Origin of the sequence: Ideonella margarita (genome assembly GCF_038066635.1) — a bacterium.
GTDB classification, from domain to species: Bacteria; Pseudomonadota; Gammaproteobacteria; order Burkholderiales; family Burkholderiaceae_C; genus Ideonella; species Ideonella margarita.
Map to the genome: position 1 here is coordinate 137,129 of NZ_JBBUTI010000001.1, position 25,500 is coordinate 162,628.

General features: G+C 67.9%; 24 protein-coding genes. 4 read left to right on the forward strand and 20 right to left on the reverse strand.

Features of this window, described 5'->3' with window-relative positions; translation table 11 throughout:
- Positions 1-14: 14 nt before the first annotated feature.
- Entirely contained in the window at positions 15-995 is a 981-nt protein-coding gene (locus tag AACH00_RS00660; RefSeq protein WP_341397009.1) for a PA2778 family cysteine peptidase, read from the reverse strand.
- Between the two features lie 5 nt (positions 996-1,000).
- Positions 1,001-1,396 (reverse strand): PA2779 family protein, encoded by a 396-nt coding sequence (locus tag AACH00_RS00665; protein ID WP_341397010.1) that lies wholly within the window; start codon positions 1,394-1,396, stop codon positions 1,001-1,003.
- Between the two features lie 186 nt (positions 1,397-1,582).
- Here AACH00_RS00665 and dtd point away from each other — a divergent pair, with 186 nt between their 5' ends.
- Positions 1,583-2,041: a D-aminoacyl-tRNA deacylase gene (gene dtd, locus AACH00_RS00670; RefSeq protein WP_341397011.1), complete on the forward strand. Its 459-nt coding sequence runs from the start codon at positions 1,583-1,585 to the stop codon at positions 2,039-2,041.
- Between the two features lie 66 nt (positions 2,042-2,107).
- Here dtd and AACH00_RS00675 read toward each other — a convergent pair whose 3' ends face one another.
- Positions 2,108-3,088 (reverse strand): tripartite tricarboxylate transporter substrate-binding protein, encoded by a 981-nt coding sequence (locus AACH00_RS00675; protein ID WP_341397012.1) that lies wholly within the window; start codon positions 3,086-3,088, stop codon positions 2,108-2,110.
- 139 nt (positions 3,089-3,227) lie between these two features.
- On the opposite strand from AACH00_RS00675, the gene AACH00_RS00680 reads away from it, so the two are divergent.
- A complete protein-coding gene (locus tag AACH00_RS00680; RefSeq protein WP_341397013.1) occupies positions 3,228-3,584 on the forward strand; it encodes a cupin domain-containing protein in 357 nt (118 codons plus the stop codon).
- A 26-nt stretch (positions 3,585-3,610) separates the two neighbouring features.
- Here AACH00_RS00680 and AACH00_RS00685 read toward each other — a convergent pair whose 3' ends face one another.
- The 8 genes from AACH00_RS00685 to AACH00_RS00720 all read right to left on the reverse strand — a co-directional run bounded on the left by AACH00_RS00685 (position 3,611) and on the right by AACH00_RS00720 (position 12,320).
- Complete coding sequence (locus AACH00_RS00685; RefSeq protein ID WP_341397014.1) at positions 3,611-4,885, reverse strand: phenylacetate--CoA ligase family protein; 1,275 nt, start codon at positions 4,883-4,885, stop codon at positions 3,611-3,613.
- Positions 4,878-5,183 carry a hypothetical protein gene (locus AACH00_RS00690; RefSeq protein WP_341397015.1) on the reverse strand — a complete coding sequence of 102 codons (306 nt, stop codon included), beginning with the start codon at positions 5,181-5,183 and terminating at the stop codon, positions 4,878-4,880. Before AACH00_RS00690 ends, AACH00_RS00685 begins: the two co-directional genes overlap by 8 nt.
- Before the next feature lie 11 nt (positions 5,184-5,194).
- The gene (locus tag AACH00_RS00695) at positions 5,195-6,007 is read right to left on the reverse strand and encodes an ABC transporter ATP-binding protein (RefSeq protein ID WP_341397016.1); all 813 of its coding nucleotides are present in this window, start codon (positions 6,005-6,007) and stop codon (positions 5,195-5,197) included.
- A 92-nt stretch (positions 6,008-6,099) separates the two neighbouring features.
- Entirely contained in the window at positions 6,100-7,428 is a 1,329-nt protein-coding gene (locus AACH00_RS00700; protein ID WP_341397457.1) for an ABC transporter substrate-binding protein, read from the reverse strand.
- A 115-nt stretch (positions 7,429-7,543) separates the two neighbouring features.
- Positions 7,544-8,608 (reverse strand): branched-chain amino acid ABC transporter permease, encoded by a 1,065-nt coding sequence (locus AACH00_RS00705; protein ID WP_341397017.1) that lies wholly within the window; start codon positions 8,606-8,608, stop codon positions 7,544-7,546.
- 24 nt (positions 8,609-8,632) lie between these two features.
- On the reverse strand, positions 8,633-9,562 hold the full coding sequence (locus tag AACH00_RS00710) for a branched-chain amino acid ABC transporter permease (protein WP_341397018.1): 930 nt from the start codon (positions 9,560-9,562) through the stop codon (positions 8,633-8,635).
- Between the two features lie 18 nt (positions 9,563-9,580).
- A complete protein-coding gene (locus AACH00_RS00715; protein WP_341397019.1) occupies positions 9,581-10,366 on the reverse strand; it encodes an ABC transporter ATP-binding protein in 786 nt (261 codons plus the stop codon).
- Position 10,367: 1 nt separating this feature from the next.
- On the reverse strand, positions 10,368-12,320 hold the full coding sequence (locus AACH00_RS00720; RefSeq protein WP_341397021.1) for an AMP-dependent synthetase/ligase: 1,953 nt from the start codon (positions 12,318-12,320) through the stop codon (positions 10,368-10,370).
- Between the two features lie 211 nt (positions 12,321-12,531).
- Here AACH00_RS00720 and AACH00_RS00725 point away from each other — a divergent pair, with 211 nt between their 5' ends.
- On the forward strand, positions 12,532-13,245 hold the full coding sequence (locus AACH00_RS00725) for a Crp/Fnr family transcriptional regulator (RefSeq protein ID WP_341397022.1): 714 nt from the start codon (positions 12,532-12,534) through the stop codon (positions 13,243-13,245).
- Positions 13,246-13,281: 36 nt separating this feature from the next.
- Here AACH00_RS00725 and AACH00_RS00730 read toward each other — a convergent pair whose 3' ends face one another.
- A complete protein-coding gene (locus tag AACH00_RS00730) occupies positions 13,282-14,742 on the reverse strand; it encodes a peptide MFS transporter (RefSeq protein WP_341397023.1) in 1,461 nt (486 codons plus the stop codon).
- Positions 14,743-14,955: 213 nt separating this feature from the next.
- On the opposite strand from AACH00_RS00730, the gene AACH00_RS00735 reads away from it, so the two are divergent.
- Complete coding sequence (locus AACH00_RS00735) at positions 14,956-15,582, forward strand: hypothetical protein (RefSeq protein WP_341397024.1); 627 nt, start codon at positions 14,956-14,958, stop codon at positions 15,580-15,582.
- Positions 15,583-15,608: 26 nt separating this feature from the next.
- Here the strand turns inward: AACH00_RS00735 and AACH00_RS00740 are convergent, their stop codons facing one another.
- The 8 genes from AACH00_RS00740 to gspN form a co-directional block, all read right to left on the reverse strand.
- A complete protein-coding gene (locus tag AACH00_RS00740; RefSeq protein ID WP_341397025.1) occupies positions 15,609-16,508 on the reverse strand; it encodes a 5'-nucleotidase in 900 nt (299 codons plus the stop codon).
- A 44-nt stretch (positions 16,509-16,552) separates the two neighbouring features.
- A complete protein-coding gene (locus tag AACH00_RS00745; protein WP_341397026.1) occupies positions 16,553-17,548 on the reverse strand; it encodes an AAA family ATPase in 996 nt (331 codons plus the stop codon).
- Between the two features lie 190 nt (positions 17,549-17,738).
- Positions 17,739-18,413 (reverse strand): OmpW/AlkL family protein, encoded by a 675-nt coding sequence (locus tag AACH00_RS00750; RefSeq protein WP_341397027.1) that lies wholly within the window; start codon positions 18,411-18,413, stop codon positions 17,739-17,741.
- 24 nt (positions 18,414-18,437) lie between these two features.
- Positions 18,438-19,592, reverse strand: coding sequence for an SGNH/GDSL hydrolase family protein (locus AACH00_RS00755; protein WP_341397028.1), 1,155 nt, complete (start codon positions 19,590-19,592; stop codon positions 18,438-18,440).
- A 157-nt stretch (positions 19,593-19,749) separates the two neighbouring features.
- A complete protein-coding gene (gene gspF, locus AACH00_RS00760; protein ID WP_341397029.1) occupies positions 19,750-20,964 on the reverse strand; it encodes a type II secretion system inner membrane protein GspF in 1,215 nt (404 codons plus the stop codon).
- Between the two features lie 7 nt (positions 20,965-20,971).
- Positions 20,972-22,393, reverse strand: a complete 1,422-nt coding sequence (gene gspE, locus AACH00_RS00765; RefSeq protein ID WP_341397030.1) for a type II secretion system ATPase GspE — start codon at positions 22,391-22,393, stop codon at positions 20,972-20,974.
- A gap of 4 nt (positions 22,394-22,397) precedes the next feature.
- Positions 22,398-24,644, reverse strand: coding sequence for a type II secretion system secretin GspD (gspD, locus tag AACH00_RS00770; RefSeq protein WP_341397031.1), 2,247 nt, complete (start codon positions 24,642-24,644; stop codon positions 22,398-22,400).
- Between the two features lie 2 nt (positions 24,645-24,646).
- Entirely contained in the window at positions 24,647-25,498 is an 852-nt protein-coding gene (gspN, locus tag AACH00_RS00775; protein WP_341397032.1) for a type II secretion system protein N, read from the reverse strand.
- Positions 25,499-25,500: the final 2 nt, after the last annotated feature.

Genomic DNA, 25,500 nt, shown 5'->3' on the forward strand with positions numbered 1-25,500 from the left:
TTGACGCACTTCACTCAAGGCGGCGGCAGGCCCAGCTCCTGCCGGGTGGCTTCCACCGCGTCCGACCAGGCGCGGTCGCCGGCTTGCACGCGGCGTGACGCCTGCTGCCAGGCCGCTGCAGCCGCAGCCCGCTGCCCCAACTGCTGCCGCACCACCGCGAGGTTGTTCCAGGCGGCCGTGCTGTCGGTCGACTTGGCCAGCCGCTCGAAAACGGTGGCCGCCTCCGCCGGCTGCTGCGTGGCCAGCAGCGCGTTGCCCCAGCCCATCGCCAACAGTTCTGATGCCGCGTGGCGCATGCTGCCGGCCCGCCACGCCGGCAGGGTGGCCGCAGGCCCCTGGCTGCGCTCGAAGGCCAGCAGCGTGGCGCCCAACGCGGTCGGGTCGGTCTCGACCGGCAACTCACCGGGCGGCAAGGCCACCATGGCCCAGTGCTGGCTGCGCGCCCAGGTGTGCTCCAGCGTGTGCAGCGGCCAGGCCGCGGCGGCCTGGGTGCCGGTGTGCAGCAAGGCCTGGTGGGCCGGGCGGTCCAGGCCCACTAGCACGGCGTAGTGCCAGCGCGGCCAGATTGGCAGACTCAGGTTCAGCAACAGGCCAGCCGGTCTGCCCTTCTGAAGCTCCTGCCACACGGCGTTCAGGGTGGGCTTGAGCACATGTGGCACCCGCCCGTGGCGTCGCGTGGCCGCCAGCATCTCGATCTGCAGGCTGCCATTGCGGCCGGGCAGGTAGACCTCGCGCACCAGTTGCGCCAGGGGCACCTTGATGCCAGACGCGGCCAGCAGCATGGCCAGCGTGGCCGGGCCGCAGAGCTCGTCGTCCTGCGGCACCAGCGGCGTCGCGGCACGAAGGTCGACACGGTCCGCCTGACCGGGGGCCGGTGCTTCACGCAACCAGCGCGCGGTCATCGGCGCGTCCAGCGCCGTCGCGCAACCGCCCACGCCGGTGGTGGCCCACGCCGCTGCGTGGGTGAGCCAGCGGCGGCGTGAGGCTGGCTGCATGGGTGTCAGCGGACTGAGCGGGTGAAGGGGAACACCTTGGTCAGGCCCAGGATGTCCGTCACCAGCAGCAGCACGAAGATGAAGACCAGCGTGCCGATGATGTCGCCCGCGCCGGCCGGGGCGGTATCCATCTGTTGCGCCATCCAGGCGGCTTCGGCGTCGCTCATCGCGTTCACGCGGGCCTGCACCTCTTCGACGCTCACGCCCCGGGCCTGCAGGCCCGCGACTACGTCGGCGCGCTCCAGCGCGGCCTGCACCTGGGCGCGGGCCGCGTCTTGCGAGGCGGCCGGGGCGGCCAGTTCAGCCGTGGTGATCACGCCGGCATGGGCGGTGGAGGCGAAGCCGGCGAAGCTCAGGCTGGCAGCAAGCAACCAGGTGAAGGGGCGTGATGAACGGGTCATGGAACTACTCCGGAAAGACAGGGGGTGGCAGGCCGGATGTGGCGCTGCATCGCGGGGCCGATGGTAGGCCCGGGCGGGCTGCCAGTTTGTCCATCCAGCATGGTGGATGTGTGCAGATGTGTCTGTGCGCTCGCGCGACAATGAAGGCAGATTGCCCTGCCCACCTACCTCGGACACCGTTTTCCCATGATGGCCTTGATCCAGCGCGTGCGCCGCGCCCATGTTGACGTCGCCGGTCAGACCATCGGCGCCATCGGGCCGGGCGTGCTGGTGCTGGTGTGCGCCGAGCCGGACGACACACCGGCCCACGGCCAGCGCCTGCTCGACAAGCTGCTCAAGCTGCGCATCTTCAGTGATGAGGCCGGCAAGATGAACCGCCCCCTGACCGACCTGGACGGGCAGGGCACGATGGGCGGCTTGCTGCTGGTGTCGCAGTTCACCCTGGCGGCCAATACCGCAGGCGGCAACCGACCGAGCTTCACGGCAGCGGCGCCACCCGCGCTGGGCCGCGCCCTGTATGACGACCTTGTGCAGCGGGCGCGCGCCGCACACCCTGATGTGGCCACCGGCGAGTTCGGTGCAGACATGCAGGTGCATCTGGTCAACGACGGCCCCGTCACCATCCCGATGCGGATCACGGCCTGAAACGGGAAAGGGCACCCGAAGGTGCCCTTGGTGCGCGGCTGAGCCGTGTGTGACCAGCTGGCGTGATTAGTCGGCGTATTGGCCAGCGGCCTTGATGACCGGGCCCCACTTGTTCAGCTCGGCTTCGACGAACTTCTTGTGCTCGGCCGGGTTGACGCGGGCATCGGTGACGATGACGGCGCCCAGGGCTTCTTCACGCTTGATGAACTCGGCGTCCTTCAGCGCAGTCTTGAGGGCGGCGTTGAACTTGTCCAGCACGGCCTTCGGCGTGCCCTTCGGTGCGTACAGGCCGTGCCAGATCGACACGTTGAAGCCCTTCAGGCCGGCTTCATCCAGCGTCGGCAGCTTCGACAGCGACGGCGTGGTCAGCTTCTTGGCGGTGGTCACGGCGAAGGCCTTGACCTTGCCCGATTCGATCTGGCTGGTCGTGTTGGTGGTCTGGTCGCACATGATGTCGACCTGGCCGCCGAGCAGGTCGGTCATGGCCGGTGCGGTGCCCTTGTACGGCACGGTGGTCATGTCGATCTTCATGCTCTGCTGGAACAGCAGGCCGCACAGGTGCGACGCTGACCCCAGACCCGCGTTGGCCATGTTGATCTTGCCCTTGTTGGCGTCGAGCCACTTGGCGAGTTCAGCGTAGTTGTTGGCGGGCAGGGTGCTGCGGCCGATCACGGTCATGGGCACTTCGTTGATCATGCCCATGTACTCGAAGTCGTCGAGCGTCTTGTACTGCATGTTGCGGTACAGGGCCGGCGACGTGGCCATGCCGATGTGGTGCAGCAGCACGGTGTAGCCATCAGGCGCAGCCTTGGCCACCTTGGTGGCGCCCAGCGTGCCGCCGGCGCCGCCGACGTTCTCGATCACGATGGTGCCGCCCATCGGCTTGCGCAGGGCTTCGGCCAGGTCACGGGCGACCTTGTCGGTCGGGCCGCCAGCGGCGAACGGCACGACGATGGTGATCGGCTTTTCCGGGTACTCGGCAAAGGCCGACACGGAGGTGGCCAGCAGTGCAGCGGCTGCGCTCAGGGTCAGGTGGCGACGAAGCATGGGGATGTCTCCTGGGTCTAACGACAAGTTGTGAGGGTGATCGTAGAGGCGGCTTTTGGCGGCGCCATCGCGGGAACTACGTAAGTGCACGCGGCGCCGTTACCATTTCGGACACCTTTTCACACCCTTGAGTTCCCACATGAGCGAGATCGTCGTTTTTGACCAGCCCGCCACCCCTCCGGTGATCGACCAACCCCGTGAGGAGCGCCGCGAGGTCGGCGTGCCTGACCGCCTGACCTGGTCGCTCTATGAAAGCGGCCCCGAGGGCCTGGCGGCCGGCATCTGGGAGTGCGGGCCAGGCCGCTGGCGCATTGCCTTCGGCCCGCGTGAGCACGAGTACTTCGTCGTGCTGTCAGGCCGGGCCCGCATCCACAGTGCGTCGGGCGCGGTGACGGACATCGGCCCGGGCCAGGCGGTCATCATTCCGGCGAACTTCCAGGGCTCGTTCGAAGTGCTGGAGCGGGTGCGCAAGCACTTCGTCGTCGTCGAGCAATGAGGCAGTCGCCAGCCTGACGCACGGGTTCACTGGTAGCTGCGGGCGTCCTCAATCACCTTGCCGTCGTTCGGCAGGCTGTTCGGTGTGCACCACACCACGTCGGCGCGCAGCTTGGTGATGTCGCGCACGCTGTGCGCCACGCGCTCGGCCAGCCCTTCAGGCACCTGGCCCAGTTCAACCTTCAGCGTCATGCGGTCGTTGGCCATTTCGCCTTCCACCACCAGGCGCAGCCGGCCCAGCTCCGGATGGCGTCGGCCCACCTCGGCCACCTGGCCCGGGTGCACGAACATGCCCCGCACCTTGGTGGTCTGGTCGGCCCGGCCCATCCAGCCCTTGATACGACGGTTGGTGCGGCCGGTCGGGCAGTGGCCAGCCAGCACCGCTGACAAATCACCCGTGCCGAAGCGGATCAGCGGGTAGTCGGGGTTCAGCGTGGTCACCACCAACTCGCCGACTTCGCCGTCGGGCACCGGGTCACCGGTGCCGGGGCGCACGATTTCCACCAGCACGCCTTCGTCAATCACCAACCCTTCGCGGGCCGAGGTTTCGTAGGCGATGAGGCCCAGATCAGCGGTGGCATAGGCCTGGTAAGCCGCCACGCCGCGTTCCAGCAGCCAGTCGCGCAGGCTGGGCGGGAAGGCCTCACCGGACACCAGCGCCTTGCGCATGCCGGCCACATTCACGCCGCCCTCAGCGGCCTTGTCGATCAGGATCTTCAGAAAGCTCGGCGTGCCGATGTAGCCCTGCGGCGCCAGTTCGGCCACGGCCTGCAATTGCAGCTCGGTATTGCCGACGCCACCTGCGAAGGTGGTGCAGCCGATGGCGTGCGCGCCGGTTTCCATCATCGAGCCGGCCGGCGTGAGGTGGTAGCTGAAGCTGCAATGCGCCAGATCACCCGGGCGGAAGCCGGCCGCCCAGATGGCGCGGGCCATGCGCCAGTAGTCGGCGGCGGTGCCTTCGGGCTCATAGATGGGGCCGGGCGACTGGAACACGCGGCGGGCACCGCGCGAGGCTTTCAAGCCTTCCCAGCCAATGGCGGAGAAGCCGCCGAAGGGGTCGCCGCCCGGGCCGGATTGGCGGCTGTGCTGCTGGCGCTCCAGCAGCTCGTGCTTGCGCACCACCGGCAGGCGCGCCAGAGCGTCGCGGCTGGTGATGGCGGCGGCGTTCACCCCCGCCAGCAACTCACCCATGGCGCTGCTGCGCGCCTGGGCATGGGCCACGCGGGCCGGCAGGGCGGCCAGCAGCGCGGCCTCGCGCACGGCAGGGTCACGCTGCTCGAGGGCGTCGTAGAACTCACTCATCGCGGTCACTCCAGGTGCTCAGTTGCTGTTTGATCTGCGTGAGCTGGTCACGCAGCTGGGCGCTGTCCTTCAGCACCTTGTCGCGCCACACCGGGCTGCGGCTGGGGCGCTCCGCCAGCGACACCACCAGCGTGTTGCCCGCCACCACCGCCTTCACCAGCGGCAAGCCGCGGCGCTCGAAGGCGCCGGCACGCTCGGTCAGGCCGGCTTCGCGCAGATCACGGCGCAGTCGTTGCAGGGCCTCGTCCGGCTTGAAGGCCGGCGCGGGGATGAAGAAGTCGCCGAGGTCGTCGCTCATGGCGTGTCGTCTCAAGCCAGCCAGCGTTTGCGGCGCTTGTAGCTCTTCACGTCCTTGAAGCTCTTGCGGTCTCCGCCGCCCATGCCGAGGTAGAACTCCTTCACGTCCTCGTTCTCGCGCAGGTCCTTGGCGGCGCCGTCCATCACGATGCGGCCGTTCTCCAGGATGTAGCCGTAGTCGGCATAGCGCAGCGCGATGTTGGTGTTCTGCTCGGCCAGCAGGAAGGTGACGCGCTCCTTGGTGTTCAGGTCTTTCACGATCTCGAACACTTCTTCCACGATCTGCGGCGCCAGGCCCATGCTGGGCTCGTCGAGCAGTACCATCTTCGGGTTCGCCATCAAGGCGCGGCCGATGGCGCACATCTGCTGCTCACCGCCCGAGGTGTAGGCCGCCTGGCTGGTGCGCCGGGTCTTCAGGCGCGGGAAGTAGTTGTAGACCTTCTCCAGCGTCTGCGCCACGGCGGCCTTGCCGTCGGTGCGGGTGTAGGCGCCGGTCAGCAGGTTCTCCTCGATGCTGAGGTGGGCGAAGCAGTGCCGGCCCTCCATCACCTGCACCACGCCGCGGTCGACCATGTCGGAGGTGCTGAGCTTCTCGATGCGCTCGCCGCGCAGCTCGATCGAGCCCTTGGTGACTTCGCCGCGCTCGCCGGCCAGCAGGTTGGACACCGCGCGCAGCGTGGTCGTCTTGCCCGCGCCATTGCCGCCCAGCAGGGCCACCACCTGGCCTTCGGGCACCTGCAGGGACACGCCCTTGAGCACCAGAATGACGTGGTTGTAGATGACTTCGATGCCGTTGACGTTCAACAGGATGTTCGGTGTGCTCATGCTCAGACCCTTCGTGTCTCTTGGCAGCACCGCACGGCGATGCTGGCAAGAGGGCCCGCCTCGCGGGCCCCGGGGATGCGCTCAGGCGCGTATCAGGATTGGCAGTCGGCCGGGGTACGGCGTTCCAGCTTCTTCTCGGCGGCGTACTTGTCGGCAGCGGCCTTCACCATCGGCTTCAGGATCTGCTGGTCACCTTCGTACCAGTCAGAGGTGAAGCCCCACTTCTTGCCGTCCCAGGTGTGGATGCGGGTCCAACCTGAGCCCATGTGGTCGACGCAGGAGGTGGACACCGGACGCATCACGCCAGCGAAGCCGAGGGCGTCGAGCTTCTTCTGGTCGAGGGCCAGGTTCTCCAGGCCCCAGCGGGTCTGTTCACCCGTCATGACCTTGCCCTTGCCGAAGCGCTCCTGTGCGCGCTTGACGCCTTCAACACCCAGCATCGCCGACAGCATGCCGCGCATGTAGAGCACCGAGCCGACTTCTTCCTTCGGGCCCGTGCCCTGGCCCTTGGCATGCACCTGGGCCATGATGTTCTGCACCACCTTGGCATCGGGTTGGGCGCCGTGCTGCATGGCGGCGGCGTTGTAGCCCTTGGCGTTGTCGCCCACGTCCTTCACGTCCGGCTCGGCGCCGGCCCACCACACGCCGTACATCTTTTCGCGCGGGTAGCCGGTGGCCACGGCTTCCTTCAGCGCGGCCGAATTCATCACGCCCCAGCCCCACAGGAAGACATAGTCCGGACGGCTCTGGCGCACCTGCAGCCAGGTGGCCTTCTGCTCGACGCCGGGGGCGGTGACCGGCAGCAGTTGCAGGTCGAAGCCGTGGGTGCGGGCGCGTTCCTGCAGCACCGGGATCGGCTCCTTGCCGAACGGGCTGTCGTGATAAACCAGCGCGATCTTCTTGCCCTTGAGCTTGTCCAGCCCGCCTTCCTTCTTGGCGATGTGCTGCACCAGCACGTCGGCGTTCACCCAGTAGGTGCCGAGCAGCGGGAAGTTCCACTTGAACACGCCGCCGTCGGCGCTTTCACTGCGGCCATAACCGGCGGTGATCAGCGGGATCTTGTCGGCCGGGGCCTTCTCGGTGAGCGCGAAGGTGATGCCGGTGGACAGCGGCTGGAACACGGTCGCGCCCTTGCCCTTCAGGCGCTCGTAGCACTCGACGCCGCGGTCCGTGGCGTAGCCGGTTTCGCATTCCTCGAACGTGATCTTCACGCCGTTGATGCCGCCCTGGGCATTCACCAGCTTGAGGTAATCGACGTAGCCATTGGCGAACGGCACGCCGTTCGGGGCGTACGCGCCGGTGCGGTACACCAGCACCGGGAAGAACTGCTCCTTCGCTTGGGCAAAGGCCGGGGACGTGGCCACGGCCGCGAAGCCGGCTGCTGCCAGCAGGGCCGTTTGGGCCAGGGTCTTGAACTTCATCATGTCTGCCTCCAGAGGGTGGAAAGAAGCACTCGTCAGTGCCGGGACTACAGGCCCGGGCCTCGTGGGGCCCGGTGTTTTGAACTCGTTGCGGGTCGGTGCGGCCAAGTGCAGCTCAGTGCGGGAAGGGCCACAGACGCAGCTTTTCCTTGGCCGTCGACCACAGCCGCGCCAGGCCATGCGGCTCGACGATCAGGAAGAAGACGATCAGGGCGCCGAAGATCATGGCTTCGAGGTGCGAGGCCAGTGCGGTGCTGATGGGAATGCCCATCGCCGCCGGGATCTGGTTCAGCGCGATCGGCAGGATCACGATGAAGGCCGCGCCGAAGAAGCTGCCCATGATCGAGCCCAGGCCACCGATGATCACCATGAACAGCAGCTGGAACGAGCGGTCGATCGAGAAGGCTGCCGGCTCCCAGGAGCCCAGGTGCACGAAGCCCCACAGCGCACCGGCCATGCCGACGAAGAATGAGCTGACGGCGAAGGCGGTGAGCTTGGCGTAGATCGGGCGGATGCCGATGACGGCGGCCGCCACGTCCATGTCGCGCATGGCCATCCATTCGCGGCCGATGTGGCTGCGCACCAGGTTCTTGGCCAGCCAGGCGCAGACGATCACGAAGCCGAGGCAGAACAGGTACTTGTCGAGCGGGGTGGTGATGTTCCAGCCCAGCAGCTTCAGGCCCGACACGCTGACCGAGCCCGACGACGAATCATTCGTGAACCACTTGATGCGCAGGAAGCTCCAGTCGGTGAAGAACTGGGCCGCCAGCGTGGCCACCGCCAGGTACAGGCCCTTGATGCGCAGCGACGGGATGCCGAACAGCACACCCACCACCGTGGCGCACACGCCGCCCAGCACCAGGGCCGCCAGCAGCGGCATGCCCTCGATGCGCACCATGAAGTTGTAGGCGCCGTAGGCCCCGATGGCCATAAAGGCGCCGGTGCCCAGCGAGATCTGGCCGCAGTAGCCCACCAGGATGTTCAGGCCGATGGCCGCCAGCGACAGGATCAGGAACGGCACCAGGATGGCGCGGTACATGTATTCGCTGGCCATCATCGGCACGGCGAAGAAGGCAAAGGCGATGAGCAGACCGATGACGACGCGGTCCTGCAGGATCGGGAAGATCTGCTGGTCAGCGCGGTAGCTGGTCTTGAACTGGCCGTTTTCGCGGTAGAGCATGTTGTTCTCCTTCTGCGCTCGCGCTCAGACGCGGTCGATGATCTTTTCGCCGAACAGCCCTTGCGGCCGCACCAGCAGGAAGCCCAGCGCCATCACGTAGGCGAACCAGATCTCGATGCCGCCACCCAGCAGCGGGCCGATGTAGACCTCGGAGAGCTTCTCGCCCACACCGATCAGCAGCCCGCCGATGATGGCGCCGGGCACGCTCGTCAGCCCACCCAGGATGACCACCGGCAGCGCCTTCAGGGCCACCTGCGACAGCGAGAACTGCACACCCAGCTTCGAGCCCCAGATGATCCCGGCGACCAGCGCGGCAAAGCCCGCCACCGACCACACGATGACCCAGATGCGGTTCAGCGGAATGCCGATCGACTGCGCGGCCTGGTGGTCGTCGGCCACGGCGCGCAGCGCCCGGCCGGTCGCCGTTTTCTGGAAGAAGACGGCCAGGGCCACCACCAGCGCAGCGGCGATGCCCGCGGCGATCAGGTCTTCCGAGCCGATCAGGATGCCGCCCGGGAAGGTCGACTCCATCAGGAAGATCGGGTCCTTCGGCATGCCCACGTCGATCTTGTAGATGTCGGAGCCGAAGATGGTCTGGCCGAAGCCGTCGAGGAAGTAGGTGATGCCCAGCGTGGCCATCAGCAGCGTGATGCCTTCCTGGTTCACCAGCTTGCCCAGCACGAAGCGCTCGATGACCCAGGCCACGATGATCATGCAGCCCATGGCCAGCACGAAGGCGATCAGGTTGGCGACGACCTTGTTGTCGAAGCCCAGCAGCGCCGGCACCCACTCCGAGAAGCGGGCCATCGCCAGCGCGGCGAACAGCACCATCGCGCCCTGCGCGAAGTTGAAGACGCCGGAGGCTTTGAAGATCAGCACGAAGCCGAGCGCGATCAGCGAATACAGCATGCCCGCCATCAGGCCGCCGAAGAGTGTTTCAAGGAAAAATCCCATGGTGTTGCTCCGGTAGCGTCAGTGCGAGGTGCCCAGATAGGCGCGGATCACGTCCTCGTTGGCGCGCACCTCGTCGGGCGCGCCGTCGCCGATTTTCTTGCCGTAGTCGAGCACCACGACGCGGTCGGAGATGTCCATCACCACGCCCATGTCGTGCTCGATCAGCACGATGGTGGTGCCGAACTCTTCATTCACGTCGAGGATGAACCGGCACATGTCCTGTTTCTCTTCCACGTTCATGCCGGCCATCGGCTCGTCGAGCAGCAGCACCTGCGGCTCCATGGCGAGCGCGCGGCCGAGGTCGACCCGCTTCTGCAGACCGTAGGGCAGGCGGCCCACCGGCGTCTTGCGGTGCGGCTGGATTTCGAGGAAGTCGATGATGTGCTCGACGAACTCGCGGTGCGCGCTTTCCTCGCGCTCGGCCGCCCCCCAGCGGATGGCCTGCTGGAAGATGTTGGTCTTCATCTTCAGGTTGCGGCCGGTCATGATGTTGTCGATCACGCTCATGCCCTTGAACAGCGCCAGGTTCTGGAAGGTGCGGGCCACGCCCATCTCTGCCACCTGCCGCGAGTTCATGTGCGAGAACGCCTGACCCCGGAAGGTGATGCGACCTTCCTGCGGCGTGTAGACGCCGTTGATGCAGTTCAGCATCGAGCTCTTGCCCGCGCCGTTCGGCCCGATGATGGCGCGCACCTCGTGCTCGCGCACGTTGAAGCTGATGTCGGTCAGGGCCTTCACGCCACCGAAGCGCAGGCTGATGTTCTGGACGTCCAGGATGACGTCGCCGATTTTCTTGTCCGTCATGTCAGGCTGCTTTCTGCGCGGCAGGCGCCGGGAAGTGCTTGGCGTCGGTGATCTTCAGCGTGGCGCTGACCTTGCCGCTGCGGCCGTCCTCGAACTTCACCACGGTCTCGATGAACTGCTCGGTCTTGCCCTCGTAGAGCGCATCGACCAGCACGCTGTACTTGTCGTTGATGAAGCCGCGCTTGACCTTGCGGGTGCGGGTCATCTCGCCGTCGTCGGCGTCGAGTTCCTTGTGCAGGATGAGGAAGCGGTGCACCTGCGTGCCGGCCAGCAGCGTGTCGCGCGCCAGGTCGCTGTTCACCTGCTCCACGCACTCGCGCAGCAACTCATACACCTCGGGCTTCTGGGCCAGGTCGGTGTAGCCGGCGTACGAGAGATTGCGGCGCTCGGCCCAGTTGCCCACGGCCTCGAAGTCGATGTTGATGAAGGCGCACACGCGCTCGCGCTTGTCACCGAAGGCCACGGCCTCCTTCACGTAGGGGAAGAACTTCAGCTTGTTCTCGACGTACTTGGGGGCGAACATCGCGCCGTCGTTTGCGCCGCCCATCAGCCGGCCCACATCCTTGGCGCGGTCGATGATCTTCAGGTGGCCGTTGCCATCGATGAAGCCGGCGTCGCCCGTGTGGTACCAGCCGTCGGCGGTCAGCACCTCGGCGGTGGCGGCCGGGTTCTTGTAGTACTCCTTCAGCAGGCCGGGCGACTTCACCAGCAGCTCGCCGCTGTCGGTCAGCTTGATCTCCACGCCTTCCACCGGCACGCCCACGGTGTCGGAGCGCGCTTCGTTGTCAGGCTGCAGGCAGACGAACACGGCGGTTTCGGTCGAGCCGTAGAGCTGCTTGAGGTTGATGCCGATCGAGCGGTAGAAGGTGAACAGGTCGGGGCCGATGGCCTCACCGGCGGTGTAGGCCACACGCACGCGGCTCATGCCCAGCGTGTTGCGCAGCGGGCCGTAGATGCACAGGTTGCCAAGCGCGTAGTGCAGGCGGTCGAGCAGGCCGATGGACTTGCCGTCCATCAGGTCGGGGCCGACGCGGCGGGCCAGCGCCATGAAGTGGTGGAACAAGCCGCGCTTGATGGCGCTGGCGTCTTCCATGCGGATCATCACCGTGGTCAGCATGCCCTCGAAGATGCGGGGCGGCGCGAAGTAGTACGTCGGGCCGATTTCCTTCAGGTCGATGCCCACCGTGGCGGCGGACTCGGGGCAGTTCACCACGTAGCCGCAGGTCAGCCACTGGCCGTAGCTGAAGATGTTCTGGCCGATCCAGGCGGGCGGCATGTAGGCCAGCACCTCTTCGTCGGCCGTGAGCTTGTCGAAGCGCTGGCCGGTGGCGGCGCGGTCGAGCAGCGAGTGGTGGGTGTGCACCACGCCCTTCGGATTGCCGGTGGTGCCCGAGGTGAAGAACATCGCGGCCACGTCGCCGGGCTTGATCTTGGCGACCTCCAGCTCGAAGAAGCCGGGGTGCTGCGCCATCCAGGCATCGCCTGCTTCGGCCAGGCTGTCGATCGAGCCCAGGCCGGGCTCGTCGTACTTGCGCAGGCCGCGCGGGTCGTCGTACCAGATGCGTGCCAGTGCCGGGCACGACTCGCGCACCTCCAGCATCTTGTCGACCTGCTCCTGGTCTTCAACCACCGCGAAGTGCACTTCGGCGTTGGTGACCGGGAACACGAATTCGGCCGCCACCGCATCCTGGTACAGCGGCACCGGCACGGCCCCCAGTGCCTGCGCGGCGAGCATGGTGGCGTTCAGGCGGGGGCGGTTGTCGCCCACCACGATGATGTGCTGGCCACGCTGCAGGCCGGCGGAGGCCAGCCCCGCTGCCAGGCGCTTCACCAGCACGGACAGCTCTGCCCAGGTGGTGGTTTGCCAGATCCCGTATTCCTTCTCACGCAGGGCCGGGGCCTGGGGCCGTTGGCTGGCGTGATCGAGCATCAATCGCACGAAGTTGGTGGGCACGAGCGCTGTCTCCGGTGGCGCTGTCAGCCCGACGCGGGCAGCAGCGATTCATCCTGTGATGGACCGGATACTAGGGCGCCGTTTGACGCCATGTTGTCGGTTGGACGACAATTTCAGGGTCTGCCCGGGGCGGACTTTCCCCGCCCCCTGTTGCAAGGCTGGCGTCAGCGCTGGCAGCGACAAGCGCAGCCGGAACCCCCAAGCGCACCCCATGGCCGACTCAGCAAAACCCCTGCGCGAACGCGCCCGCACCCCCACCGAGGACGAGCTGGCGGGTGTGCCCTGGCTGGCCGTGCTGGCCCCGGCCGACCGCGCTGCGGCGCGGCGCCAGATCGTGATTGCCAATGCCGAACCCGGCGACGTGATCTGCCGCATCGGCCGGCCCGCCACCTACTGGTTCGGGGTGGTCGAAGGGCTGCTGAAAATGAGCAACAACCCCGGCCAGGGCCCGGCCGTGACCTTCACCGGCGTACCGCCCGGGGCCTGGTTCGGTGAAGGCACGCTGCTCAAGCGCGAGCCCTACCGCTACAACATCGAGGCCCTGCGGCAGAGCGCGGTGGCTGGCCTGCCGATCGAGGCTTTCCATGCGCTGCTCGACACCAGCATCGCCTTCAACCGCTTCGTGCTGAACCAGCTGAATGAGCGGCTCGGCCAGTTCATTGCCGCGCGCGAAACCGACCGTCAGAACGACCCCGACACGCGCGTGGCGCGCAACCTGGCCGCCCTGTTCCACCCGGTGCTGTATCCCGGCGTGGGCCAGCTGCTGCGCATCACGCAGCAGGAGCTGGCTTACCTGGTGGGCCTGTCACGCCAGCGCGTGAACCAGGCCTTGAAATCGCTGCAGGCGCGGGGCCTGATCAGCATCGATTACGGCGGCCTGCGGGTGCTTGACCTGGCCGCGCTGCGGGCCTACGCGCCCGACTGAGCCGGCCCGATCAAGCGGGCCGAACCCGGCGCTGCGTCAATCCCGACGCATCAGCAGGCGGTTCAGCCATGGCGACAGCAACAGCAGCACCGCGCCCGCGCCAAACGACGAGCCAAACAGGAACACGTACGGCGGAATGCCGCTGCCGGCCAGCATGGTTTCGAGTGAGCCAGCCAGGTAGCTGGCCACGCCCGTGGCGGCCAGCCAGGCGCCCATCAGCAAGCCGCCCAGCCGGGCCGGGGCAAAGCGCGAGGCCAGCGCCAGGCCCACGGGCGAGAGCATCAGCTCACCGATGGTGTGCAGGGTGTAGACGATGGCCAGCCACTGCGGGCCGACCGTGCCGTGCAGCTCGGCCTGGGTCTGCGCCGAGGCCATCACCACGAAACCCAGGCCCAGCACGATCATGCCCAGGCCTTGCTTGGCCGGCTCGGACAGCGCGAAACGCGAAGCATCGAGCCGCGTCCACAGCGTCGAGAAGGCCGGTGCCAGTAGCACGATGACCGCCGGGTTGATCGACTGGAACCAGCTCGACGGGATTTCCCAGCCGAAGGCGTGGCGGTCGGTCTGCTGGTCGGCGAACAGGGCGAGCGAACCACCGGCCTGCTCGAAGCCCATCCAGAAGAAGATGACGAAAAACACCACCACGCAGATGCCCAGCACGCGGCCACGCTCGGCGGCCGTCAGCGGCGGCGGGGCACTGGCCTTGGCGCTGCCGAGCTGATCAGGCAACCACAGGGCGGCGGCCACCAGCGCCACACCACCCACCAGCTTCATCCAGGTCGGCACGCCCGGCATCAGGGCGTTGATGCCCAGCACGGCCATCGTGAACACGGCAGCGCCGATGCAGAAGGCGATCACCTTCGGCACATCGCGCCAACCCATGGGCGGCTGCCCGGGCCGCAAACCCGCATCACCCAGCAGGTGCTGCCAGCGCAGCAGCACCACCAGGCCCAGCGCCATGCCCACGCCGGCGCTGGCGAAGCCGTAGTGCCAGCCCACCGTCTGCCCCAGCGTGCCCGCCACCAGCGGCGCGAGGAAGGCGCCGACGTTCACGCCCATGTAGAAGATGGTGTAGCCGCCGGCCCGACGCGGATCGTCCTGCGCGTACAGCATGCCCACCAGCGCGCTGGTATTGGGCTTGAAGAAACCGTTGCCGATGACCAGCAGGCCCAGGGCCAGGTGCAGCAGCGGCTCGAAGGCCATCGCGAAGTGGCCGAGCATCATGATGGCGCCACCGATCACCGCGGCATGCCGGGTGCCCAGCCAGCGGTCCGCCAGCGCGCCACCCACCAGCGGGGTCAGGTAGACGAGGCCGGTGTACAGGCCGTAGAGCGCCAGCGCATCGGCGCGTTGCAGGCCCAGCGCATTCACGCAATAGACCACCAGCAGGGCGCGCATGCCGTAGTAGCTGAAGCGCTCCCACATCTCGGCCATGAAGATCACCTTCAGGCCGGCGGGATGCTGCAGGGCGGGGGACGAAGAGGTCGCAGGATTCAAGAGGATCACCCGTGTGCGAAAAGAGAGAAGGCGCCGCGGCCGGCCGGGTAGGCCGCCGCGGGCAGGCCCGAGCGTGGCGCGGATTGTCGCCCCTTGGCGCAATTCGTCGTGGCGCCTGTGCAGTTCATCGCCCGCGGCTTGGTGCGGGCCCCTCGAAACGCCGAACATGCGGCCAGCCTTTGTGGCTGCCCACACACATCGAGGAGACCCGCCATGCCGCAGCGCACCTATCCACCCGTCATTCACACCCGGCGCCCGACGTGGCTGGCCCGCTCACCGTTGTGGGCCCGGGCGCTGGCGCTGGTGGGCGTGGCGCTGTGCATCGGCATGGTCTGGCCGCTGCCCTCCAAGGCCGCGGAGCCCGGCGGCTGGAAGGCTGGCATCAGCGTGCAGCCGGAGGCGAGCGCCGCCGACACCGACCTGCCTGCTTACCCTGGCGCCAGGCCCTGGGTGGAAAAGGGCCGCAAGAGCACTGACCAGGGCGACAGCGACTCGGCCTTCATCAACATCTTCGCCGGCTCGTTCGGGGTGAAGGTGGCGGTGGCCAAGTACGTCACCAGCGACACGCCCGAGCAGGTGCTGGCGTTTTACCAACCCGCGATGGCGCGCTTCGGTGCGGTGCTGGACTGCGCTTCAGCCGAAGGCAGGGCCACCGCCCGGCGCAACGGGGGCAACGACAGCGGCGAGGCCCCCGTGCGCTGCGATGACGACAAGCCCCAGACCACCGAGCGGGTGCTGAAGGTGGGCACCAAGCGCCAGCAGCGGGTGCTGGAGGTGACTGCCACGCCGGGCCAGGGCACCGTGTTCACGCTGGTGAAGGTGCACGTGCGGGGCGGCTGAGTCGGGCTCAGGGTGGCAGCGGTGGGTCAGCCCGCGTTCGCCACACCGGCCGCCACATGGCCCGCCGGCACGTGCGCCGCGGCCGACTGCACATGGCCGGTCTGGTCATCAAAGAAGAAGTCGGGCTCGAACTCCCGCAGGAACTCGCCCTTGGGCAGACCGCCTAGGAACAGCGCTTCGTCCACGCCAATCTGCCAGTCGATGAGCGTGCGCACCGCGCGCTCATGCGCCGGCGCGCTGCGGGCCGTCACCAGCGCCGTGCGCACCCGCAGCGGCGCGTCGGGGTCTTGCTGCAGGCGGTGCAGGGCTTCCAGCAGCGGCTTGAAGGGGCCGGCGGGCAGCGGGGTGGCGGCCCGCTGGGCTTCATGCGCCTGGAAGGCCACCAGACCGTCGCGCTGGAACACCTGCTCGGCCTCATCGGAGAACAGCACGGCGTCGCCGTCAAAGGCGATGCGCACTTCGTCCGGGTGGGCCGCCGAGGCATGCGCCGCTTCCGGCAACACCCGCGCGGCCGGCACGCCCGCAGCCAGCGCCGAGCGCACATCGGATTCGTCGGTAGACAAAAACAGGTGGGCGCGCAAAGGCTTCAGGTAGCGCCAGGGCGATGCCCCGCGGGTGAATGCGCCACGCTCGATCGCCAGCCCGTAGTGGCGCGCCGAGCGGAATACCCGCAAACCAGACGCGGGGTCGTTGCGCGACAGGATCACCACCTCCACGCGCGGCCGGCCCTCGGTGTTGAAGGCGAGCAGCTTGCGCACCAGTGAAAACGCCACGCCGGGCGGTGCCGGCACGTCGAGGCGCTCAAGTTGCAGCCGCATGTAGGCGCGGTCGTCGCCGGTTTCGAAGACGCGGTTCTCTTCTTCGAAATCGAACAGCGCGCGCGATGAAATGGCGACCACCAGCCGCCCGTCGAGTGAGGCTCCCATGCGCTGATCATAGAGCCGCCCGGCCGGGCGCTGAGGGATGGGCCTCAGTGCATGAAGCCGATCTGCTGTCGGCGGCCGGCGGGGCTGGGCAGGTCTTTCGCCAGCAGCGTGCCGCGGCCATCGAGCTGGGCATTGCCGAAGGCCGTCATCCAGGCCCGGCGCATGTCGCGTGGCGCCAGTTGGGCGAGGCGGTCCAGCACCTCGGCGGAGGGCTCGGCATCAAACCGCTCGCCCCAGGCATGGCTCTGCCGGATGCTGTGGTGCAGGCGGCGGGCGATGGCGCGTGCGGCGTCCGCGTCGGGTGCTTCCACCTCGAACACGTTCATGCGGTTGAGGATGGGATCGGGGATGCTGCGCGCGTCATTCGCTGTGGCCACCCAGATGACCTGGCTGCAGTCGATCGGCACCTCGGCGAATTCATCCACGAAGGTCTCGGCGGTGTCGTGTTCCAGCAGGCTGTAGAGCGCGCCCAGCGGGTCGTAGGCATGCTCGCCCCGCGCCTTGTCGATCTCGTCCACCACCATCACCGGGTTGGCGTAGCGGCCGTCGACCAAGGTGTCGAACACCTTGCCCGGACGGGCGCCTTTCCATTGGCTGCTGGAGCCTGACAGCACCCAGCCGGCGGTCAGCGAGCTCATGCTCATGAACCCCATGCCCGTGCCCAGCAACTGCGCCAGTTCGCGGGCGAAGTGGGTCTTGCCCACGCCGGGCGGGCCGAGCAGCAGCATCGGCGTGATGTCGAGCGCGTCACGGCTGTGTTCGCACAGCGCCAGTTGCCGCTTCACGTCATCGAGCACCGGGTGGAAGTTCGGCAGCTCGTCGTAGAGGTGCTCCATCGCCGGCAGGCCGGACGGCTTCACCTGGAAGCGTTCGGGGCCCAGCTCCAGCATGCGCTCGTAGGTGTTGCGCAGGCTGTCGTGTTCATTGGCAGGCAGCTTGTTGAGCTTTTGCTCGACGTCGCCCATGCGGTAGACCTGCCGCAGGCGGGCGATCGGGATGGTGGCGGTGCCCATGGGCACCAGGTCGTTCGACATCGTCATCAGACACCTCCAACAGGAAAGCCAGTGACTTCATTGCAGCAGAGTGCCGGGGGTGGCATGCCTCGAACAGGGGCCGGAAGGTGCCGCATTACGCCCTTGCTTCAACGCCTCGGGCGGCCGGACGCGACGGGCACAAAAAAACCCGCCGGGCAGAAGCCTCGGCGGGTTGGGGTGCGTTGAGCCGGTCGTATCAGTACTGGTAGGTCACGCCGACGGTGTAGACCATCGGGTTCAGCTTGGCGTCGATGGTCTGGCCGGTCGACAGCGTGCCGCGGGTCTTCAGCGGCGTGTACAGCACGGCGGCGTCAATGCCCCAGCGCTTGTCGATGGCCACCGACACGCCAGCCTGGGCGCTGACGGTGAACTTCGACTGCATGCTCAGCGTGGTCGGGGTCGTGGGCGAGCCGCCGGTCAGACCGGTCAGCGTGGCCGTGCCGCGTGCCTTGTAGAACTTCGCGTAGGTCGGGCCGAGGCCGACGTACGGGCGGATGCTGTCGGTCGGGCTGAAGAAGCGGTACTGGGCCAGCAGCGTCATCGGCAGCGCCTTGACTTCACCGATCTTGCCAACGCCGGCGATGCCGCCCGCGCCAACGATCTCGTGCTTGAAGCCCAGGGCCAGCGGCAGGTCGAACGAGATGTTGTCGGTGTACATCCAGGTCACGCCAGCGGTGGGCTGGGTGTTGCTGTTCACGTCGATCTTGGTGCCGATGAACGACGGCGACGACAGGTCACCGCTGGTCACGTCCGGCGAGATCTGGGTGACGCTGATGCGGCCGATCAGGGCACCGGCGGATTGCGCCTGGGCGGCGCCGGCCAGCAGCAGGCCGGCGGCTGCGCAGAGGAGGGAAGAGGTACGGAATGCCATGGGTGTCTCCGGGTAGCGCACGGATCAGAGCCAGCCGGCGCGAGCCAGCGTGCGGGAAATGAGCTGCGAGGTCAGCTGGTGGGCGTAGGGCGTCGGGTGGAAGCTGTCGGAGAAGCCCCAGGTCTTGTACCAGCTCGTGCCGGTCTCGCCCGTCGGCGGCGCGGCGGCCAGCGCTGCGTCGGTGCAGGTGGCGAAGGTGTAGGTGGGCAGACCGTCAGAGCCGACGCCGGTGATCGGGCAGGCCGGGGTCTTGACGTTGGTCATGCCGAACTGGGCCGGGTACATGACCTGGTTGTTGAACTCGGTGTAGAAGTCGACCACGGCCACGCGGGCGTCGCCGGCAGCGCGCTTGTCCAGCTCGGCGTTGAAGGCTTCGATCCAGCTCTTGAACAGGGCTTCGCTCTTGGCGCGGGCGGTGGCGCCCGTGGTGCCGCCGCCAGACGCTGCAGCGATGCTGTCAAGCACCATCTGGAAGCGCGGCGTGTTGGTGATGCCGGGCATGTTCAGCAGGGCCACGCGTTGCGCGCCCTTGCTCAGGGCCTGGGCATTGATGATGTCGTAGAACTTGTCGGCCAGGGCCGTCATGTAGGTGGCACCCGCGGTGGCCAGGCCAGCGCTGCCGCCGGCTGCAGCCGTGGCCACCTGGGCGGGCGTCAGCACCGTGCCCAGCATCGCCACGTAGGCGGCGCCGCCGTCCGTCGAGGCCTTCAGGTAGGCGCCGACCAGGGCGGCAGCGTCGTTGCCGCCACCGTCCACCAGCAGCAGGTCGCCAGCGGTGTAGTTGCCACCGGCTGCGGCCGTGGCGAACTGCACGGCGATGCCGCGCGGATCAGCAGCGCTCATGCCGCTGCCTGCGGCGTTGATCACGCCGCCGCCGATGGCGTAGTTGGTGCAGCCCGGGGTCGGGTTGGCGATGAAGGTCGAGCCGTTGAACTTGAAGAAGCTGCACTGGCCGGTCAGGCCGAATTGCTTGCCCACGCGTTCCGGGTAGATGTCGTTGCCCTGGATGGTGAACTTGATGCCGAAGGTGCCGACGTCGGCGAGGCTGTCGCCCATGACCTTCAGGCTGGTGACATTGGCACGGGGGGTGGTGTCTGCACCGCCGCCGCCGCAGGCGGTGAGTGCGGCCGCCAAGGCCAGGCTGGCGAGCGCAAAAGTGCGATTGCGGATCGGGGTCATGGGGTCTCCTGGAGAGGTGGTCGCGCGTAAAAAGCACGACCGTTCGAAAACAAGACCTCCACTGTAGGCGCTCTGCAGTGCAGAGGCTGTCTGGGGTAACCCTGATCAGCGGGTTTGCAGGGGCGTGTTACGCCGCCATTCACTCTCAGTTTTGTGACTATTTCACCCAGGTGTTGAGCTGCATGATGGGCAGCAGTACCGCGAGCACGATGGCCATCACCATCAGGCCCATGCCGACGATGAGCAGCGGCTCAAGAATGGTGGCCAGGGCCATGGCGCGGCGCTGGACTTCATTGCCCAGCTGGCGTGCGGCGCGGTCCAGCATCACGGGCAGCTGGCCGGTCTGTTCACCCAGGCGGCTGAACATGGCCAGCAGGCCGGGGAAGCGTTTCTTGCCGGCCAGTGCTGCGGCCAGCGGAGCACCTTCACGCACCTGCACCAGGGCGTCCATGGCATCCGCGCGCATGGCGCGGTTGCCCAGGGTTTCGGCGGCGGCTTGCAGGGCTTTCAGAATGGGCACACCGGCGCCGGCCAGCATGGCCAGCGTGCCGGCAAAGCGGGCGGCGTTGTAGCCGCGGGTCAGGCGGCCGAACAGCGGCACCTGCAGTAGGCCGGCATCAAAACGTTCGCGGAAGGCCTCGTTGCGCAGCGCGAACGACAAGCCCACGCCGCCTGCGCCCAGGCCCAGCAGCACCAGCAGACCGTAGCTGCGCGCGAAGTCACTCAGGGCCAGCATGGCCACGGTCAGACCCGGCAAGGCGCGCTTGCCGTTGTTGAACACCGAGGCCACCTGCGGCACCACATAGGTGACGAGGAAGGCCACGATCACCACCGCGATCAGGGACACGATCGCCGGATACAGCATCGCGCCCATCAGCTTGGCCTTCAGCGCCTGCCGTTCTTCCAGGTCATCGGCGAGCTTTTCCAGCACCACGCCCAGGGCGCCGCTGGCCTCACCGGCGGCGACCACGGCGCGGTACACATCATCAAATTCGCGTGGGGCTGAACCGAGAGCGCGCGCGAACGGGCTGCCCGCATTCACTTCGCTCTTCAGGTGGGCGATGAGCTCACGCTGCCCCGGGTGTTCACATTCGTCGGCCAGAGCCGTGAGTGCCCGCTCCAGCGGCAGGCCGGAGCCCACCAGACCTGCCAGCTGCCGCGTCCACACCGTCAGGCCCGCCGCGTTGAAGGCGCGGCGGCTGAAGCGCATCTGGCCGGTGCCGGCGTCCGAGCTGCTGACGGGCGAGACCGACAGCGGCACCAGCCCCTGGGCGCGCACGGCGGCGCGTGCGGCCTTGGCATGGTCGGCCTCGATCAGGCCGGTGCTGGTCTTGCCGGCGGCGTCCAGCGCCTCGAACTTGAATGCGGTCATGGGGGGCTCAGTCGCGCGTCACGCGCATCACTTCCTCCAGCGAGGTGATGCCTTCGCGCACCAGGCGCTCGCCGTCTTCACGCATCGAGCGCATGCCGCTGGCGCTGGCCGCGGCTATGATCTCGCTCTCGGCGGCGCGGCTGTGGATCAGGCCTTGCACGGCGTTGTCCACCACCATCAGCTCGTACACGCCGGTGCGGCCCTTGTAGCCCGTGTGGCCACATTCCGGGCAGCCCACCGGATGCCAGCGGCCCTGGTCGTCCACGGTCTTGCAATGCGGGCACAACTTGCGCACCAGGCGCTGCGCCAGCACGCCAAGCAAGCTGGAGCTGAGCAGGAAGGGCTCGACGCCCATGTCGATCAGACGTGCCACGGTGGAGGGCGCGTCATTCGTGTGCACGGTGGCCAGCACCAGGTGGCCTGTCAGCGAGGCCTGGATGGCGATCTGCGCCGTCTCGAAATCGCGGATTTCGCCGATCATCACCACGTCCGGGTCTTGGCGCAGGATGGCGCGCAAGGCCTTGGCGAAGGTCAGGTCGATCTTGGCATTGACCTGCGTCTGACCGATGCCGGCGAGGTCGTATTCCACCGGGTCTTCCACCGTCAGGATGTTGGTGGTGGCGGTGTCGAGGCGGCCCAGCGACGCGTACAGCGTGGTGGTCTTGCCGGAGCCGGTCGGGCCGGTCACCAGCACGATGCCGTGGGGCTGGCGCACCAGCTTGTCGAAGGCGGTCAGCACCTCGCCGTCCATGCCCAAGCCTTCGAGCGTGAAGCGCGATTCGCTCTTGTCGAGCAAGCGCAGCACCGCCCGTTCGCCGTGGGCCGAGGGCAGCGTCGACACCCGCACGTCGATGGCCCGGCCACCGATGCGCAGGCTGATGCGGCCGTCCTGCGGCAGGCGCTTCTCGGCAATGTCGAGCTCGGCCATGATCTTCAGCCGGCTGATGAGGGCGGCGTGCAGCGCCTTGTTCGGCTGCACCACTTCGCGCAGCGTGCCGTCGACGCGGAAGCGCACGCTGGAGCTGCGCTCGTAGGCCTCGATGTGGATGTCGCTGGCGCCGTCCTTCGCGGCTTGCGTCAGCAGCGCGTTCAGCATGCGGATGATCGGCGCGTCGTTGGCTGCTTCCAGCAGGTCTTCGACCGCCGGCAGCTCCTGCATCATGCGCGACAGATCAACGGCGCTTTCCACTTCGCCGATCACCGACGCGGCGCTGGCTTCACCACCGGCATAGGCCGCGGCCAGGCGCTGCGACAGTTCGGCGCCGTCTTCGCGCTCGATGCGGTCGACCGCGTAGATGCGCAGCACTTCCGTCAGCGCGCTGCGCGGCGTGGTCGGCGCCATGCGCAGCAGCAACTGCCGGCCGTCGTCTTCCAGCAGCAGCGTGTTCGCCTTGGCGAAGGCGTAGGGCAAGGGGTGTCGCTGGGCCATGCTGTCAGTTCGCTGGAACGGCGCTGCCGTCCTGGCTGTCGGTCTGGGGCTGGCCTTGCAGCGGGCGGGTCAGGTTGCGGCCGTTCGGCAGGCGCTCCGGCAGCACCGGCGAGCTGTTGACTTCGGTGACCATGCTCTGCGCCGGCTGGCTGTTGGTCTGCAGCGCGCGGATGGCGTCGTAACGGTCCACCGTCAGCGCATCGGCCGAGTTGGCATTGCGGATCACGACCGGGCGCAGGAAGAGCATCAGGTTGCTCTTCACGCGCTTGCGGGCGTCGTTGCGGAACAGGCCGCCGACGATCGGCAGGCTGCCCAGGCCGGGCACGCGGCCTTCGGCGTCGCCATATTCATCCTTGAGCAAGCCGCCCAGCACCATGGTCTGGCCGTCGTCGACCACCACGGTGGTCTCGATCGAGCTCTTGTCGGTGATGGCGTTGTTGTCGGTGCGCAGCGAGGAGTTCTCCTGGAACACCGTCATGCGCACCGTGCCGCCTTCGCCGATCTGGCTCTTGATGCGCAGCGTGATGCCCACGTCCTTGCGCTCGACCGTCTGGAACGGATTGACCGAGCCGCCGCTGGTGCCGGTGTTGGTGAAGCTGCCGGTGACAAACGGCACGTTCGAGCCGATGACGATCTTGGCTTCTTCGTTGTCCAGCGCCACCAGGTTCGGCGTCGACAGGATGTTCGCGCCGGTATTGGTTTCCAGGAATCGGGCCAGCGCGCCCAGCGTGTAGACGCCGTTGATCTTGCGGAACAGGCCGAAGTTCAGGCCCTGCCCCGGCAGCGACACGCTGGTGGAGGTGGACGAAGAGCTGCTGCTGGTCACACCCGTCAGCGACAGGTTCAGCAGGTTGTTGCCGCCGCTGCCGAAGTTGGTGCCGCCCACGCCGACCACGCTGGAGTTGCTGCTGCCCAGCGCGCCTTGCCACTGGATGCCCCACTCGGCGGCCTTCTCGGCGTCGACCTTGACGATCATGGTCTCGACGTAAACCTGCGCGCGGCGGGTGTCGAGCTTGTCGATCACCTGGCGCATCTGGCGATACACCGCCTCCGGCGCCGAGATGATCAGCGAGTTGGTGGCCGGATCGGCCTGGATCTGCCCGCCGGTGGACGGACTGGCCGATGCCGAGACCGGCGTGGTGGCCGCCGAGCTGCTGGCGCCGCCGGTGTTGCCCGTCATGCCGGCGGTGGCGCCGCTCACGCCGCTCGGGCGCGCGGCCGACACGCCGCCGCTGGACAGGCCGCTGCCGCTGCTGCCGGCACCACTGCCGGTGCCGCTGCCGCTGGCCATGGCAGCGCGCAGCACTTCGGCCAGCTTCACCGCATCGGCGTTCTTCAGGTAGACGACCCAGATGTTGCCGGCCGGGCCGCCGCCATCAACCGCGCGGTCGAGCTTGGCGATCAGCGCCTTGGCAGCCGCCATGCGGGTCGGGTTGGCGGTGCGAAGGATCAGCGAATTGCTGCGCGGCTCGACCATCACCGAGGTGGCCGCCGCCGTCGTGTTCGCAGCGCCCGGCACGGCGGCTGCGGCAGCACTTTCCGTCAGCTTCTGCACCAGCGGCGCCAGGTCGGCAGCCAGGGCATGGCGCACCGGAATCACTTCCACTTCCGACGCGGCCGGCTGGTCGAGCGCGGCGATGATCTTGCCCAGACGCTGCAGGTTGTCGGCGTAGTCGGTGATGATCAGCGTGCCGTTGCCCGGGTTGGCATTGATCGTGTTGTTGGCGCTGATCAGCGGACGCAGCACGGCCACCAGGTTGTTCGGGTTCTCGTGGTTGAGACGGAAGATCTGGGTCAGGATCTGGTCGCCCCGCGCCGTCGGCGCACCGATGGCCACCGTGCCTGCCTGCAGCTTGGCTTCGGCTTCCGGCACCACCTTCAGCAGGCCGGCGTTTTCGACTACCGTGAAGCCCAGGCCACGCAGCGCGGCCAGGTAGCTGCGCCAGGCTTCCTGCGGCGGCAGGGCCTTTTCGCTGGTGATCGTGACCTGGCCCTTGACGCGCGGATCTACCAGGATCTGGCGGTCCAGCATGGCGCCGATGGCCCGCGACACCATCTCGATATCGGCATTGACGAAATTCAGCGTCACCGGCGCACGGGCCCGGGTGGTGGGCATCGGCGGGTCGGCGGCTTCGGCACCTTGCGCATGCAGGCCGCTGCCCTGACCAGCCAGACTGAGGGCCAGGGCCAGCGGCACCAGGCGCGGCAGACGGGCGCGGCGCGCAGCGGAAAGAAAGCGATGGGTCGTCATGGTCATCCGATCGTGATGACGGACGTCGCCCCTTGGCGGCGTCCGATGATGTTCAGCAAATTGTTCAACGCGGGTTCCTGGCCGGGCTGGGCCCGACCTTCGCCGCGGAAGCGCACGCCGCCCTTGGCGCGCAGCTCGCCGCTGCCGCTGAGCTGCAAGGCGCCTTCGAGGGTCTGCAGCTGCAGTGTCGCCGGTGCGGCCGGCTGGCCCACCAGGCTCAATTCATAGCTGCCCAGCGGGTTCAGCGTGGACAGGCGCGAGGAGGTCTGCATCAGGCCGACGCGGGCCTCGCCCTGCACCTGCCAGCCGGTGGCGCCGGCCGTCAGTTCGAAGTTCTGGCTGCTCAGGCGCAGCAGGCCGCCGGGCCGCAGGGTGTTCCAGGGCGCGCCCAGGCCGTCCAGCCAGGCAGCGGGCCATTGGCCGAGCAGGCCGGTGGCGTCGCCGGGTTGAACCAGCAAGGTGGCGTCGCGCCAGCCGGGTTGCAGGCGCAGCTTCAGGCCGGGCGCCACGCAGCAGTCCTGGGCCAGCGCCAGTTGCACGCCGTCCAGGTGCAGGCTGAGTTGCCAGTCCAGGCGCGAGGGCAGCACCGATGCATCACGGCTGCCGGGGCCGCCAGTCAGCATCAGCAGCGCGCTGCCGTCCCACACGGTGCCCCGGGCTTCGATCAGTTGCAGGCGGCCACCGGTGGCGTCGTCCACCGCGCGGGCCAGCCACACGGCGGGGGCCTGGCTCACTGCGCCGAGCAGAACACCGAGCAGCCCACCGGCCACCGCCCAGCGGCGCAAACGCTGCGGCCCGCTGACCGATGCGGCGGGTGAGCGCACGACGGGGCGGTTGAAGACGAGACGCGCCATGA

What these genes read in the sequence shown, in the direction of transcription:
- AACH00_RS00660 (WP_341397009.1), bottom strand. Translation starts at nt 995, where the DNA reads ATGCAGCCAGCCTCACGCCGCCGCTGGCTCACCCACGCAGCGGCGTGG.
- AACH00_RS00665 (WP_341397010.1), bottom strand. Translation starts at nt 1,396, where the DNA reads ATGACCCGTTCATCACGCCCCTTCACCTGGTTGCTTGCTGCCAGCCTG.
- dtd (WP_341397011.1), top strand. Translation starts at nt 1,583, where the DNA reads ATGATGGCCTTGATCCAGCGCGTGCGCCGCGCCCATGTTGACGTCGCC.
- AACH00_RS00675 (WP_341397012.1), bottom strand. Translation starts at nt 3,088, where the DNA reads ATGCTTCGTCGCCACCTGACCCTGAGCGCAGCCGCTGCACTGCTGGCC.
- AACH00_RS00680 (WP_341397013.1), top strand. Translation starts at nt 3,228, where the DNA reads ATGAGCGAGATCGTCGTTTTTGACCAGCCCGCCACCCCTCCGGTGATC.
- AACH00_RS00685 (WP_341397014.1), bottom strand. Translation starts at nt 4,885, where the DNA reads ATGAGTGAGTTCTACGACGCCCTCGAGCAGCGTGACCCTGCCGTGCGC.
- AACH00_RS00690 (WP_341397015.1), bottom strand. Translation starts at nt 5,183, where the DNA reads ATGAGCGACGACCTCGGCGACTTCTTCATCCCCGCGCCGGCCTTCAAG.
- AACH00_RS00695 (WP_341397016.1), bottom strand. Translation starts at nt 6,007, where the DNA reads ATGAGCACACCGAACATCCTGTTGAACGTCAACGGCATCGAAGTCATC.
- AACH00_RS00700 (WP_341397457.1), bottom strand. Translation starts at nt 7,428, where the DNA reads ATGAAGTTCAAGACCCTGGCCCAAACGGCCCTGCTGGCAGCAGCCGGC.
- AACH00_RS00705 (WP_341397017.1), bottom strand. Translation starts at nt 8,608, where the DNA reads ATGCTCTACCGCGAAAACGGCCAGTTCAAGACCAGCTACCGCGCTGAC.
- AACH00_RS00710 (WP_341397018.1), bottom strand. Translation starts at nt 9,562, where the DNA reads ATGGGATTTTTCCTTGAAACACTCTTCGGCGGCCTGATGGCGGGCATG.
- AACH00_RS00715 (WP_341397019.1), bottom strand. Translation starts at nt 10,366, where the DNA reads ATGACGGACAAGAAAATCGGCGACGTCATCCTGGACGTCCAGAACATC.
- AACH00_RS00725 (WP_341397022.1), top strand. Translation starts at nt 12,532, where the DNA reads ATGGCCGACTCAGCAAAACCCCTGCGCGAACGCGCCCGCACCCCCACC.
- AACH00_RS00735 (WP_341397024.1), top strand. Translation starts at nt 14,956, where the DNA reads ATGCCGCAGCGCACCTATCCACCCGTCATTCACACCCGGCGCCCGACG.
- AACH00_RS00740 (WP_341397025.1), bottom strand. Translation starts at nt 16,508, where the DNA reads ATGGGAGCCTCACTCGACGGGCGGCTGGTGGTCGCCATTTCATCGCGC.
- AACH00_RS00745 (WP_341397026.1), bottom strand. Translation starts at nt 17,548, where the DNA reads ATGACGATGTCGAACGACCTGGTGCCCATGGGCACCGCCACCATCCCG.
- AACH00_RS00750 (WP_341397027.1), bottom strand. Translation starts at nt 18,413, where the DNA reads ATGGCATTCCGTACCTCTTCCCTCCTCTGCGCAGCCGCCGGCCTGCTG.
- AACH00_RS00755 (WP_341397028.1), bottom strand. Translation starts at nt 19,592, where the DNA reads ATGACCCCGATCCGCAATCGCACTTTTGCGCTCGCCAGCCTGGCCTTG.
- gspF (WP_341397029.1), bottom strand. Translation starts at nt 20,964, where the DNA reads ATGACCGCATTCAAGTTCGAGGCGCTGGACGCCGCCGGCAAGACCAGC.
- gspE (WP_341397030.1), bottom strand. Translation starts at nt 22,393, where the DNA reads ATGGCCCAGCGACACCCCTTGCCCTACGCCTTCGCCAAGGCGAACACG.
- gspD (WP_341397031.1), bottom strand. Translation starts at nt 24,644, where the DNA reads ATGACGACCCATCGCTTTCTTTCCGCTGCGCGCCGCGCCCGTCTGCCG.
- gspN (WP_341397032.1), bottom strand. Translation starts at nt 25,498, where the DNA reads ATGGCGCGTCTCGTCTTCAACCGCCCCGTCGTGCGCTCACCCGCCGCA.